This is a genomic window from Paenibacillus sp. FSL R5-0519, assembly GCF_037974275.1.
Classification (GTDB): Bacteria; Bacillota; Bacilli; order Paenibacillales; family Paenibacillaceae; genus Paenibacillus.
Genome location: NZ_CP150234.1, coordinates 696681 through 710346, shown reverse-complemented (window position 1 = coordinate 710346; position 13666 = coordinate 696681). Strand labels below are relative to the sequence as shown.

Annotated in this window: 11 protein-coding genes; 1 reads left to right on the top strand and 10 read right to left on the bottom strand. The window is 46.4% G+C overall.

Annotated elements, in window-relative coordinates:
- Position 1: 1 nt before the first annotated feature.
- The 9 genes from MKY73_RS03055 to MKY73_RS03015 all read right to left on the bottom strand — a co-directional run bounded on the left by MKY73_RS03055 (position 2) and on the right by MKY73_RS03015 (position 11624).
- Positions 2-985, bottom strand: a complete 984-nt coding sequence (locus MKY73_RS03055; RefSeq protein ID WP_339257451.1) for a sugar ABC transporter permease — start codon at positions 983-985, stop codon at positions 2-4.
- 277 nt (positions 986-1262) lie between these two features.
- Positions 1263-4172, bottom strand: a complete 2910-nt coding sequence (locus MKY73_RS03050) for a sugar-binding domain-containing protein (RefSeq protein WP_339305602.1) — start codon at positions 4170-4172, stop codon at positions 1263-1265.
- A 174-nt stretch (positions 4173-4346) separates the two neighbouring features.
- Positions 4347-5948 carry a response regulator transcription factor gene (locus MKY73_RS03045; protein WP_339305600.1) on the bottom strand — a complete coding sequence of 534 codons (1602 nt, stop codon included), beginning with the start codon at positions 5946-5948 and terminating at the stop codon, positions 4347-4349.
- Entirely contained in the window at positions 5941-7731 is a 1791-nt protein-coding gene (locus tag MKY73_RS03040; protein ID WP_339305598.1) for a histidine kinase, read from the bottom strand. Before MKY73_RS03040 ends, MKY73_RS03045 begins: the two co-directional genes overlap by 8 nt.
- A gap of 286 nt (positions 7732-8017) precedes the next feature.
- A complete protein-coding gene (locus MKY73_RS03035) occupies positions 8018-8440 on the bottom strand; it encodes an OsmC family protein (RefSeq protein WP_017692209.1) in 423 nt (140 codons plus the stop codon).
- Between the two features lie 101 nt (positions 8441-8541).
- Positions 8542-9288: an amino acid ABC transporter ATP-binding protein gene (locus MKY73_RS03030; RefSeq protein ID WP_339257462.1), complete on the bottom strand. Its 747-nt coding sequence runs from the start codon at positions 9286-9288 to the stop codon at positions 8542-8544.
- A 16-nt stretch (positions 9289-9304) separates the two neighbouring features.
- Complete coding sequence (locus MKY73_RS03025) at positions 9305-9949, bottom strand: amino acid ABC transporter permease (RefSeq protein WP_253441002.1); 645 nt, start codon at positions 9947-9949, stop codon at positions 9305-9307.
- Positions 9950-9981: 32 nt separating this feature from the next.
- The gene (locus tag MKY73_RS03020; protein ID WP_339257464.1) at positions 9982-10833 is read right to left on the bottom strand and encodes a transporter substrate-binding domain-containing protein; all 852 of its coding nucleotides are present in this window, start codon (positions 10831-10833) and stop codon (positions 9982-9984) included.
- A 158-nt stretch (positions 10834-10991) separates the two neighbouring features.
- Positions 10992-11624 (bottom strand): TetR/AcrR family transcriptional regulator, encoded by a 633-nt coding sequence (locus MKY73_RS03015; protein WP_339305597.1) that lies wholly within the window; start codon positions 11622-11624, stop codon positions 10992-10994.
- 214 nt (positions 11625-11838) lie between these two features.
- Here MKY73_RS03015 and bacA point away from each other — a divergent pair, with 214 nt between their 5' ends.
- On the top strand, positions 11839-12648 hold the full coding sequence (bacA, locus tag MKY73_RS03010; protein ID WP_339305595.1) for an undecaprenyl-diphosphate phosphatase: 810 nt from the start codon (positions 11839-11841) through the stop codon (positions 12646-12648).
- A gap of 678 nt (positions 12649-13326) precedes the next feature.
- Here the strand turns inward: bacA and MKY73_RS03005 are convergent.
- Positions 13327-13653 carry a thioredoxin family protein gene (locus MKY73_RS03005; RefSeq protein WP_017692202.1) on the bottom strand — a complete coding sequence of 109 codons (327 nt, stop codon included), beginning with the start codon at positions 13651-13653 and terminating at the stop codon, positions 13327-13329.
- Positions 13654-13666 lie beyond the last annotated feature (13 nt).

The following is a 13666-nucleotide window of genomic DNA, read 5'->3' as shown; positions in this document are numbered from 1 at the left end:
CCTACATGATGCTTTCTTTGGTGAATTTTTTGAACAAGCCGTTCGCAGTAAACAGAAGGATGATACTGACAACGGAGTTGAATATACCTATGGCTGTACCATATGAGAATCGTCCCATATTCAAACCATAATTGAGCGCGTATAGATCAAGGACTTCCGAGTAGTCTGTGACCAGACTGTTGCCGAGCAAGAACTGCTTCTCGAAACCGATACTGATAAGATGTCCAATCGACATGATGAAAAGTACGGAAATCGTGGTCCGTATGCCAGGCAGCGTGATGTGCCACATTTGTCTCCAGCGGTTGGCTCCATCTACACGGGAAGCTTCATACAACTCTTGGTCAATACCGGTAATGGCTGCAAGATAGATGATGGCATTCCAACCGGTTTCTTTCCACATATCTGAAGCGGTTACAATGTACCAGAACAAGTTCCCCTTAGCCATGAATTGGATCGGCTGATCGATAATGTTCAGGCCTACCAAAATGTCATTGATAATTCCTCCATCGGTGGAGAGCATTTTGGTAATGATCCCGGCTACAACGACCCATGATACAAAGTGAGGCAGATAGGATACCGTTTGCACAGCACGTTTGAAGAACATACCTCTCATTTCATTCAGGAGAATGGCGAAGAATATCGGTACGATAAAACCGACAACTAGTCCCATCAAGCTCATTGCAAGCGTATTCCGAAGTACCAGATAGAAACGTTCATCACTGAACAGCTCTACAAAGTGTTTAAAACCAACCCACTCTTGATCACCAAACGATCTGGCAGGTTTATAATTTTGGAAAGCCATCGTCCATCCCCATAGTGGCAGATAGTTAAATACGAAAACCCAAGCTACGAATGGCAATGACATGAGATAGAGATATTTCTGCTGTTTCATTCTGTCCCAAATTCCGTTCCGCCGATTCTTTAAAGGCGGTTTGGGGTCACTGCTTCTGTTCGCGGAAGCGGATTTTTTTGTTAGCGTTTCCATCTCCGTTCCCCCTCCTCTGTTTTATAAAATAATCATACTCGATAGAGCGTTTTCAAAATACCATCTGGATTTTAGAGAAAATCATATAAAAATTAGATATAGACATATATAATCAGACATTAATTCGTTAAAATCAGTGATAAATTCTACTTTCAAATGCATTAAAAGCAATATAAAGGTAAAATTAAGTTTTATATGTAATATTCGAAAACGTTTTATAGTAATCGTTTACTTCAACATAAAGGCACACAAAAAGGACCCTTGAAGGTCCCCGTGTCTACAATGTAAATTGAATGGTCTGCAGTTTGGCGATCCCGAGCAATTGTGCAACCGATATGGAGCTTTCCGGTTGAAAGTGATCTCCATGCAGATACGCAAGTATTTCCTGAAATAAACAGGAGGCTTCCGGACGCTTCATTAACGACAGGTTAGTAAAAGGAAGTGAGGACACCAGAATCTTGCCCTTCCCTATAGTTGCCTCAAATGCATAAGCAAGTCGTTTGGCCCGATGGAAGTGGTCCACCACCTCGATCAGCGGCTCCACTCCTGGCAAAGTATCCAAACATATCGCTGGTGTATTATTTACAAGATGATACCAATGCCAGTCGGAAGCTCCATCATGAGGGAAAGAGCCCAGCAGTGGTACCTGATCTCTCAAATACATGCCCATCGTTGCACCAGGCTGTGTAGCGAACATAAGGTAATTCCAGAATACAGGCAGATATTTGGTCTCCACTGAATCATATAGCCCTTCTGCAATTGGCTGTAGCCACACACTCCCCCCGTTAACCACATAGTCAACGACATTGGGTGTTAACGACTGAACAATAACCAAGTCCATCTCCCGATTCTTCAACAACTGGAATCCATCGATGTGATCTACGCAATCATGATGCGCTTCAAGTAGGAATGGCTGCAACTCTACAACTGTATTCCAGATCCGATTCGAACCCGGATGGGACTGATACAAAGGAAACGACCAGCCATGCCATACATTGGTTGCATGAATGTCCGAATCACCTGACCGCAGCTCTGCTTCAATCCAAAACGCTGCCGCCCCCTCATGAGGCGCTGTAGCAACAATGCTTCCCATTGAAATGACGGACCCACATTGAATATCTCCGGTTCTCCATTCCCCTTCGGTATGTACCACTTCATCGCTAATCAACTTCCAATGTATGGATACATTTTCAAGCGGAACTTTACCATAGTGAGATATGCGAACATCCACATCAATGGATTCTCCAGCGTAAAATGTACGCTCCTTGCAGCTTAGCAACACGACCACATCGGAGTTGAATTGCATGAATTCTTCAGGTGTTGTAATGCCTTTGTCGTCCCAGAATACATCCAGAATACCCGTCGTAGCATGTCCCTGACCCGGAAAATCACGGATATCCAGCAATTGCACGCCCGCAGCATCCGGTGTTCGTCTGATCCGCTCCATGGCTTCTTTTAAGGATCGTACCAGATGTGTACCGCTGGCTTGTTGAAAATGCTCCAGATCTGCCATCATTCCTTTGCGAGTAAGCGATTCCTCAATGGGTAACAACCAGGAGGGACGCAGAACGCCCGTATATTTGGCTCTTTCCTGAGGCCGCACATACATGGTGTACTGTGCATGTTCATGTCCAATTACGGGATGCTCTGCAAGTCTGGTAACGGCATGATAGTCCAGTGTTGTATCCGGTACAGCAGAATACGCAGACTCCAGCGGGGGATGCCAGTTCAACGACTGAATATAATAATCCCCTTCCCGCCCTTGCGCTGGAAGCTGTCCAAAACCTGTATTGTCCGTATATAAACGGGTTGGGTCCATCTCTTTTGCCCTGGAGACCCATGCATTAAGTTCCGGATGGCCATTCGCACCGATAAGTTCATTCCCCATGGAGAACATGACAAATGAAGGATGTCTGTGCAATGACAGGAGCAACCCATCCAGTTCCTTTGTCAGATAGGTCAACACTTCAGCCGGCGCTGACTGATCTGACTTTTCAAAGAATCGAGACCAATGGGGCAGCTCTGCCTGCACCAGCATGCCCTCTTCATCAGCCGCATCCCAGAAAGGCTCCGGCGCGCTCCACCCATGCAGCCGGACATGATTGAAGCCATACGATCTGGCGACTCGAAACTGGCGAATGTAATGTGCCTTGTCCCAGACGGGATAACCTGTGAGTGGAAAGATGCAGCAATCCACATAGCCGCGTAAATAGACCGGCGTTCCATTCAATTTGAGCTGCTTACCATCTGCAACCAGAGAACGTACACCAAATGTTTGCTCTACCTGATCCAGTTCCCGTTCACCATCAAACAGACGGACCACGGCTTTATACATTTTGGGAGATTCATCCGACCATCTGGCGACAGATTTCTCCGTCCCAAGTTCCAATCGCCAATGATCAATTACAGCATGGCACTCAGTTGAACCTACTGAGCTTGAATCAGTTGGCGGTCGAGCTTCCAGCTTCACATGAGAACTATATCGATCAAGCCACGTGCCATCTGGATGCTGGATATCCACATGTAATTGAACCGCTCTATCCGATCTATTGGCGGGAGCGCTTACAGTGCAGCCCACCAGAATGGTTCCATGTTCAGCATCGGGTTGAATGCGTAACGTCTCTAGTCGACATGGAGGCAGACAGTCCAGATAAACCCCACCGGTGATTCCACCCCAGGCTGTAGCTGTATGCAATGAATGTATATGGCTTCCGGCCAGCGGAAGTTTCATCGTATTATCCACGCGCATCTCCACCCGATTCACTTCTCCCTGCTTCACCAGAGAGGTGACATTCCACTTTTGTTGATTCACCAGACTATCTTGCTGCCCGGCATAATGCCCATTCATCCAGAGATCCGTTGTCCAGCGAACCCCTTCCAGTCGAAATACATACTGGCAGCCAGGGTCATCTGATGGAACATGTACATCCTGAGCATACCAGGCCGAGCCTTCATACTCACGTATTTTGGTCCAAGTATCGAGCCTTTCATATTCAGGCTCTTCTCCGTATCCTTGCTCTTCCCATGAACCGGGAATCTGAATGGTCTCCCATGATGTATTTTCACACTGTGAAGGCGGTAATATCTTATGTGCAACCCGCTCATCGGGCTCCAGATCCAATCGAAACTGCCATGTTCCATTGAAGTTCAATGTATGACGTGCCTTAGCTATATCAGACAAATTCATATCGTATAACCATCCCTTCACCTGAGTTCTTGTAAACTCAGTCTATGATGTAGTGCCCTCCGTGACCATTGCTTATCATGGGAAGTGCATGGACAATATGATGAAGCTGGAACATGTCAGTGATGTCGAAAACGTTTTATTTTATAAGCAGGGGCAAGGCCCATTACTTCGTACTCATTCCTCGTTTAGGTCAGCCATTGATGCTTTGGACGAAGATTGGGTTCTCGCCTGTTTGTAAGCAGAAGGAGATTCCCCAACATATTTCTTGAATTTACTGTGGAAGTAGTCCACATTCGCATACCCGACTCTCGCCGCGACCTGATGGACCTTCAGTCCTTCATCCAGCAATTCCTTGGCCTTTTCCATACGAACCTTGTCCAGGAATGCATTGAAATACTCTCCAGTATGATTCTTGAACAACTTCCCCAAGTAACTGCTGTTATAGTTAAACACTTCAGCAAGTACCTCCAGCTTGAGATTTTCGCCAGGGTTACGTTGGATAAATTCAATCATCTGTTTCAATACAGTATCCTTGCTCCCCCCACCCATACGTTGAATAAGGCGATTAAAATGTTCCAATGCCATGACCTTGAGATCCGACATCGTAAATTGATGATAGACTTCATTAATCAGAACCGAATGTTCCTGCATAATGGAGTGCATATGTTGATTCGTAGCTGCAAGCTTGTTGAACGCTAGGGAGAACACTTGGGAGAAGGCCGTTTTGATCGCTTGCTCTGTTCGGTGATACGGGACCAAGCGCTCTTCCATCTCACCCAGTACCCGCATAACGGACTCACTGCTACGGATGTCTAACGCATAATACAGCTTGTCCGCGAGCTCGTCCTCAACGGGCTCATGTGTTCCATCCACAGCTTCAGCTCCTGGCTTAGCAACGCCGCCTTTGCCTTCGCTACCTTCAGTCCACAGCATGATGCGCTTCTCTGTGAACAAGAAGCGTTCACCGAGTGTACGATTCGCCTGCGTGAATGAACGCGCAATTTCAGAAGTGAAATGTACGGGTTCACCCGCAGCACCATACATGTGGACCTCCCATTCTCCCAGAAGTCCTTCCAGCTCATCATAAAGAATTCTTGCAGATGACTCGGATGTAATTGTTTCCTTGCTTAACAACCCCAGACCGGAATGGAACGAGAATACGATACCCCGGTCTTTCTGGTCAAACGCTTCAATCAGTTTGCGTTTCATAACACTTCCTCGTTGCAGATCGGGGGCCGCATGCATCTCAAGCAGAATAATCTGATAATGAGGCCAGTGCAGCCCCAGGCTATCTTCTTCCATGCTGCCCGCACCTTCCAAACTGTCAAAGAGCAACGCCTCAATCTGGTGCTCCAGATAGACAGTATCTTCACCAGCTTGACGTGCCATTGTCTCCCGTTCACGGGTCAGGATCGTAGCAATTCGCTCCAGTTCACTGATGATCTCATCTTCATCCACCGGTTTAAGCAGATAACCATCCACACCAAAACTGATGGCTTTCTTGGCATAATCAAAATCGGCATAACCGCTCAATATCAAAAAGTGCGAATCCGGATGATTCCGGCGCACTTCTTCAATCACATCCAGCCCAGTCATACCGGGCATGCGAATATCAATAATCGTCAGATCAGGCTCCAATTCCTCAAACCGGGAGATAGCCTCACGCCCGCTTGCAGCTGTCGCGATGACCTGGAATCCATATTTTTCCCAATCGATAATGGTTGTCAGTCCCTCACGTATGCTCGGTTCGTCATCCACCAAAAACACTTTATACATGTTGGTCCCCTCCTGCTGGCAAGGTGAAAGAAACCTCTGTTCCTTCCCCATATACACTCTTCATCTGCAATCCATATGGCTCCCCGTACGTCAATGTTAAGCGTTGATGTACATTACGCATGCCAATGCGACTCTTCTCCTGTTCCTCCGGTCCACAGATAAACTGCATCACCTCAGCCAGTCGTTCTGGCGTTATGCCTGCACCATTGTCATCCACACGGATCTGCACAATGTTCTCTACTAAACGAATACTTATATGAACACGGACTGTGCCCTCTTTGTTCTCCAGACCATGGACAATCGCATTCTCAACCAAAGGTTGAATAATGAGAGGCGGAATGTACATCTTCTCCACCTCGGGATCAATATCGATCTGGAATGCAAGACGGTCGCCGTAACGGAATTTCTGAATTTCCAAATAGGAACGTACCATTTCAAGTTCAGCCCGGAAGGTTGTTTTTCCACTGCCAATCTCCAGACTCTTGCGCATCAGCTTGCCCAGCAGTCTGACGATGTTGGCAATCTCCGCTTCTCCCTTAATATGCGCTTTCATCCGAATGGACTCCAGTGCATTAAACAAGAAATGTGGATTGATCTGGCTCGCCATCATTTTCAGTTTAATCTCTTTTTGGGCGATTTCCAATTGATTGTTCTGTTCTGTCGCTTCTACCACCTGCGTCATGAGTTCATTGATACTTTTCACCATATAGTTGAACTGTCGTGACAATTGTCCAATCTCATCGTTTCCATCAATTCGCGAAGTCACGTTCAGATCACCTAATGCCAGCTTGTTGAGGTGTTTACTCAGCCGGAGCAATCGGTTGGAAGTGAGGAACGAGATGATATATACGAATAATAGGGCGATAACGAGCACAAGTATAATGAAAATCATGCCAATCATGCTGACAGTGTTGGCGTCTTTGACGATATTTTTGGTGGCAAAAACCGAAATAACCTTCAGGCTGTTCATACTCGATCCAGGGCCCAACTCATCAATAACAATGTTGGAGGGCTCCCCCCGAAAATCAGCTTCAATGGTTCCCTTTGCCTGATTCTGCAAATCAACGCCAAAATCAAGCTCGTCCAGCGTTTTCCCTACCAGTTCGGTATTCTTGGCTGCAACCACATACCCCTGCTCGTCCGTAATCATCGTCTCAAACTGTTCCTGACGGAGCAATCCATTCAGTTCATCCTGATTGATGACAATCATCAATACGCCCTCGGTCCGATATTCGGCAAAAGGTACTTTGCGTACCAAGCTGAGCTTGTGTACAGGATTATCTTCCTTGTCCGGAATGTAGAACCACCCGATGCTGGTTGTTTTCAATGCCTGTTGGTACCAGTAGCTCTCTTCCGTCTTCTTGTCTACCGGGATGAATTCAAGGTTGTTGATCAATGTTGGGTTCGTGGAGTAAAAACGAATACCCGCTATCTCGCGGTACAAACGCCTGTACTCCTGAAAGTCTTTGTACGCAAGATAAGCCGAGGTTAGCTCCACAACGCTCTTATACCGTTTATTCACGATCTCCTTGAGATCCGCATTAAACATTAAAAGATTGGATATATCCGTTGGTACACGCAGCATCGTCGCCGTCTGGCTCTTGATCTTGTCCACATTGATGATTGTCTGTCCTATCGCATTGTCTAGGGCTTGCTGGCGAAAATAACTGGTCACAGCAAGACCAACAATCAATACCGGAATCATGACAACCAGTACATAGGAAATGAGCAATTTATGCTTTAATTTGAGATTATTGGTGGTTCGTATCAACCGTTTAAACATGTCTGCACCTTCCGTCATCTGTATAAGCGCTTACATATAAAGAGCAGGATCAGGATGTTCTGTCCTCTAAATTAATCATACCACATAACCGCCAGAATTCGGATTGTCATCACAATGGATATATCTGTTGTCGGGCAAAAAGCCAGTATAGTCTCTCATGTTATAGCGGCTTCTTATGCGGTCGGTCGAGCTTACCAAATTATTTCGTTGATAGGTTAAAAAGGCCAAAAAAGGCACTTCCACAATTGGGAAGTGCCTGCTCAGTATAAAGTTTATGCGCGTGCTGTTAAGGACGAGGTGTGCTTACGCCGTTCAGGATCAGCTTCGGATGAATGTCGGCGTTCAGTGAAGCGGAAACTGCACAATATTTTTCCTCAGCCATCTGGATGGCTTTCCAGATACGGTAATCTGGGATATCCCCATCGACTTTGAAGATCAGATCAATGGATGTGAAGCCTTTCGGCATCTCTTCGCTGCGTGTCCCCTGCGCTTCAATCTCAATCGACTCAATTTTGTCCAGGAATGCGTCCAGAATCATCGTAATATCGATTCCCATACAGCCGCCGAGACCCGCCAGTAACAATTCCATCGGGGTTGCACCCTTGCTGTCACCACCATAAGCAGCAGTGGCATCCATGCCAACCGCGTAGCCAGACGGTCCTTCGGAAGTAAATGCGCGTTTGCCTTTCCATACGGTTGTTACATTCATGATGTTATCCTTCTTTCTTAAAATAGGTTAAGTTCAAGCAAAAAAAGGTTTGCACTTTCCACTCCGATGACAGAATAACCTTCCGATCGCTGTTATCTTCATCAAAATTCAGTAATTTGCTGCAAGAAACGACGGGTGCGTTCTTGCGTCGGATGTTCAAAGAATGCTTGTGGACTTGCTTCTTCCACGATCGATCCATCCGCCATAAAGACGATTTTGTTCGCCACATTACGGGCAAACTTCAATTCATGCGTCACGACCAGCATCGTCATGCCTTCCTCTGCCAGCTCCTTCATGACGGAAAGAACCTCTCCGACAAGTTCGGGATCAAGGGCAGAAGTTGGCTCATCAAACAGCATCACTTCAGGCTCCATCGCAAGTGCACGTGCAATGGCGACCCGCTGCTGTTGTCCACCGGACAATCGGGATGGATATGCATCCTGCTTGTCCGACAGACCCACGCGATCCAGAAGAATCCGGCCGCGTTCGGCCGCTTCGTCACGCTTGATTTTTTTCACCGTCACAAGACCTTCCATGACATTGCCCAGCACCGTCTTGTGCGGATACAGATTGAACTGCTGGAATACCATGCCGGTCTGGCGGCGAATCTCCAATACCCGGGCACGCTGTACACGCAGCGAATCAGCACTGTTGACCACAACACCGTTCACTTCAATCTGTCCTCCAGACAGTTCTTCCAGTCCATTCAGGCAGCGCAGCAAGGTACTTTTGCCTGAACCACTCGGACCGAGCAATACAACAATGTCTTTGGCATCGACATGAAGATCGATGTTCGTGAGCACTTCATTTTGTCCAAAACGTTTGGTAAGTCCGGTTGTTGTAATCATCGGTTCTCTCCTCCCATCAGTAAGCGCGGGCTAACCGGCGCTCCACTTGTTCCAGAATGGCCGAGAAGCCGATACTCATAATCCAGTAGATCACACCGATCGCCAGATAAAACGGCATATTCACCGCATATTGTGATACCAGCAGTTGTGCCGAGCGCAGCAACTCAGTAACACCAATCGCAGCCACAAGTGATGTTTCCTTCAACATGCCAATAAATGTATTCCCCATCGGCGGGATGGCAATGCGCACAGCTTGCGGGAAGATAATGCGTCTCATTGCTTGAGCCGGGGTCATTCCGGTTGCGTATGCAGCTTCCATCTGTCCTTTCGGTACAGCCTGAATCGCTCCACGGAACGTCTCCGACAGAAACGCACCTGCATTCAGACTTAGTCCCAAACAGGCAGCTGTAAGGGACCCCAGGGTCACTCCATAATCGACCAATCCGTAATAAATGACGAATAATTGCACCAGCAGCGGAGTTCCCCGCATGATGGATACATAGAACCTTGCGATCAGCCTGAGCCACATCGGTCCCTTTAGACGAGCAATAGCAACAAGTAATCCGATGATAAAGGCAAAAAACATCGAGATCACCGTTACGTATAACGTATAGTAAGCCCCCTTCAGAAAGAAGGGGATATTCTCAAATACCAGTTCCATGGGTTAAATCTTCCCTTCGCCTTGCCAGTTCATTATTGCGCAGGCTCTTCACCAAACCATTTTTTGAAGATGGTGTTGTATGTGCCATCATCTTTCATGCCTTTGAGCGCGTCATTCAATGCTGCAACGAGTTCCGGATTGTCTTTGCGAACAGCGATACCTGCTTGGTCACTCTTGATTGCTTCGCCTACAGCTTTGATCTTTAATCCATTGGCATCAACAATCGGTTTCAGTGCGTACATGTTGTTGATTGTGGCGTCAATCCGTCCAGCATTCAGGTCTTTCAGTGAAGAGATGACATCGTCATAGGTTTTAATCGTGAAGTCTCCCACTTTAGGCAACACTTCATTACGCAGATACGTCTCATCATTTGTACCCAGACCTACGCCAATTGTTTTTCCTTTGAAATCTTCCAGCTTGGTGATATCGTTATTGTCTTCTTTTACAATGATTTTCACTTGGTTCGTAATATACGGATCACTGAAATCGAGAACTTTCTTACGATCATCGGTAATGGTCATCTGGCTGATAATGGCATCCAGCTTCTTCGCTTGCAGACTTGGTGTCAGTCCAGAGAACTCCTGGGATACAAATTCAACCTTAACCCCAAGACGCTTCGCAACCTCACGTGCGATATCGGCATCATAGCCGTCCATTTCTTTCTTATCGTTCAGGAAGTTGTATGGTGCGTATGTGCCCATCATGCCCACTTTAATCACGCCAGCAGACTTGATCTGCTCCAGTTCATTGCTTGCCTGTGCACCATTCGTGCCCCCATTGTCTGTTGCCTTACTTCCACAAGCACTAAGTACCAGCACAGTCATCAGCAGAATCGCTGTCAAAGACCAGCCTTTACGCGTTTTCGATCCATATGTTTTGTTCATTACGTTAACTTCCTCTCATTCGTGTATTGATCTGGGTGTACATTTGGTTACGTTATTGTGATCAAACAGCAGTTGTATCCATTATTCCCTGCTAGTTGTGTAATCATGTGAATCTCTGGTCTCTCGTTGAAAAATAAAGCTGCGGACTTTGCACATGCTTATGTACCCAATAGTCCGTAAAATTCAAAGCTTGCTGCCTCAGCAGCCAACGAAGAAGCTGTCATGGCGGAGAACTTGCTGTGCAACTCATCCGAACCGAACAACCAGCGCGATATCATGCCTTCGATCATGCTTACCAACAGCGCTGCACGCAGCGGTACATCCATGCCCCGAGGCAACATGCCGAGTTCGATGGCACGTTCCATATTGTGACGGAACGCAGTCTCGACGGCATTTCGTGTCTCCTCGACCAGCCGTTGTACGGATTCTTCGGTCACGATGCCTTTAAGCAACAGTTCCATAAAATATCGATTCTGTGCGGCGAATATGAACAGGTCAGTGAATAGCCTCTCCGATGCTTTCACCATATCTTCTACCGATCCGGCATCCTTGCGGTACCCTTGTCCAATCGCCTCAAGCAATTCCTCCTTGCCCGTTAATATAATTTCCGAAGCAATGGCTTCTTTGCTTTTGAAATGCCAGTAAAACGTTCCTTGCGCCACACCAGCCTCACGGACGATATCGGAAATTTTCGTCTGATGGTAACCTTGGGTTGCAAAACGCTCCATTGCTATGCGTATTATTTGGTCCCGCCGTTCTTCACCGGGTTCCAAACCGTTGATTTTGGTCATTTCTGTAACCCTCCCGATTGATGAGTCAGTCAGTTAATGTATATCCTATGGGATAACTAGGTTTTTGTCAATATAGTTTTAAACAAATGATTATAAGCATAAGTTGAAGTTGAGTGCATTTGTGATCATAATAGGTGATAGCCTTGTTCAAATGAACAGGCATGGTCAAGCAGGACAGCCTGTGCTGTCACCTGCATATCAAGGAGGAAGAGAATTGGACATTATATCATCCATTATTATGGGCATCATCGAAGGTTTGACTGAGTTTTTGCCCGTGTCCTCCACTGGACACATGATTCTGACTGCCCACTTGCTGGGTTTATCGGAGGACAACGAGTCAGTCAAAACGTTTGAGGTGGTTGTTCAACTCGGAGCTGTACTTGCTGTTGTTGTACTGTATTGGAACAAGTTCATTGATATGTTCCGCTTCACTGGAGGCAGCAGACCTTACTCCCGCCGCCTCAATCTGGGACATATCTTTCTGGCGATGGTTCCTGCCGTAGTCATCGGACTTGTATTCCGCGACTGGATCAAGGCACATTTGTTTGGTCCGGAGACAGTGCTGTACAGCCTCGTTATAGGTGGTATATTGATGATCGTGGCCGAACGCTGGAGCCGTAAGAGTGAACGAATTACTACCCATGATGTCGATGATATTTCCTACAAACAGGCATTCGCAGTGGGTATATTTCAGATCTTGGCATTGTGGCCAGGCTTCTCCCGTTCCGGATCAACGATCTCAGGCGGTCTCTTTGCAGGGATAAGCCGCGTAGCCGCTGCGGAGTTCACATTCCTCGTGTCTGTGCCAATTATGATTGGTGCTACGGGATATGACCTGTACAAAAGTATTGATCACCTGAACGGCAGTGATTTCCCGATCTTTGCGATAGGATTCATCGCTGCTTTCATCGTCGCCATGCTTGCGATCAAGACGTTCCTGTCCATTTTGAAAAAATTGAGCCTGACCGTCTTTGCCGTGTATCGCTTCGTCTTGGCAGCCGTGTTCTTTATTATTTTAATGTAACCTTACATTGCAATGAATTAAGACAGGCAAAATCAATGGCGGCCTCACATTCCATTTGGAACGAGGCCGCCATATTTATGTTCTATGTTATGCTTCTGTTCATTCACGATTCCGTTGATCTATGATTTTTGGGCTGCTTAGAAACACGAATAGCTGTACTTAGATGAAGTCTTGCTCTTCGTGACTTCCTTTTTGGTTGGGTGGGACCATTGGTGATGCCGACTAGGTTCACTATGTATCATGGACATTCAGACTCATGTTCACTTCTCCAAAAACAGTCTGGCTTAGGACCACTCTTTCACTTGAATGCTCCGGTGTTTCTTTCGATATTTTAATCTTTCACACAGATTATATCTATTCTCCTTTTGTTCCTGCAGCAATTGCTTGACTCCGATCATCAACAATCGGTATCTTCGGTCATCATTGTGGCTTAATTGGTGCATTTCCTCAAAAATTTCATTTTTCATACGGATCTTGTTCACTCCAAATATTCAGTTTGTTCTCACAGTATACATGGGAGCACTTAACAAATTCTAAACAAGCGATAGTCCTCAACTTCACTTATTCGAATACACATTTTGCGTACTGGAATGAAGCAGAAAAACCCCTTCCTGTCGTCGGACAAGAAGAGGTCTCCGTAGTTAAGTTAATTAACAAGCAGCTTTTGCCTTCATACGCTTAAACTTTGGATTCAAGCGTCTCCAGATACTCGGAGATTTGAGCAGGTGTTTTAGCCCATTTGCTATGCAGATGTGCGATTTTCTTGCCGTTTTGGAAGACAAGCAGGCTTGGAATACCGCGTACACCATTTTCTTCAGCAAACGGCTGGAACTTTTCTGCATCCAGGGCATAGAAGGTTTTGTCCGTATGTTGGTCGATAACATCCCCGATAAAACGATCCAGGTTTTTGCAGTCTGGACACCAGGTTGTATCAAATTTAATGACGGTAAAACCATCAGAGTTGATTGTATCCAAATATTGCTGTTCACTTTGAATTCTTTCCATAGGTCTTCTCTCC

Bases quoted from the DNA above. Each gene is read 5' to 3' on its own strand.
- MKY73_RS03055 (WP_339257451.1), bottom strand. From the start codon at position 985: ATGGAAACGCTAACAAAAAAATCCGCTTCCGCGAACAGAAGCAGTGAC.
- MKY73_RS03050 (WP_339305602.1), bottom strand. From the start codon at position 4,172: ATGAATTTGTCTGATATAGCTAAGGCACGTCATACATTGAACTTCAAT.
- MKY73_RS03045 (WP_339305600.1), bottom strand. From the start codon at position 5,948: ATGTATAAAGTGTTTTTGGTGGATGACGAACCGAGCATACGTGAGGGA.
- MKY73_RS03040 (WP_339305598.1), bottom strand. From the start codon at position 7,731: ATGTTTAAACGGTTGATACGAACCACCAATAATCTCAAATTAAAGCAT.
- MKY73_RS03035 (WP_017692209.1), bottom strand. From the start codon at position 8,440: ATGAATGTAACAACCGTATGGAAAGGCAAACGCGCATTTACTTCCGAA.
- MKY73_RS03030 (WP_339257462.1), bottom strand. From the start codon at position 9,288: ATGATTACAACAACCGGACTTACCAAACGTTTTGGACAAAATGAAGTG.
- MKY73_RS03025 (WP_253441002.1), bottom strand. From the start codon at position 9,949: ATGGAACTGGTATTTGAGAATATCCCCTTCTTTCTGAAGGGGGCTTAC.
- MKY73_RS03020 (WP_339257464.1), bottom strand. From the start codon at position 10,833: ATGAACAAAACATATGGATCGAAAACGCGTAAAGGCTGGTCTTTGACA.
- MKY73_RS03015 (WP_339305597.1), bottom strand. From the start codon at position 11,624: ATGACCAAAATCAACGGTTTGGAACCCGGTGAAGAACGGCGGGACCAA.
- MKY73_RS03005 (WP_017692202.1), bottom strand. From the start codon at position 13,653: ATGGAAAGAATTCAAAGTGAACAGCAATATTTGGATACAATCAACTCT.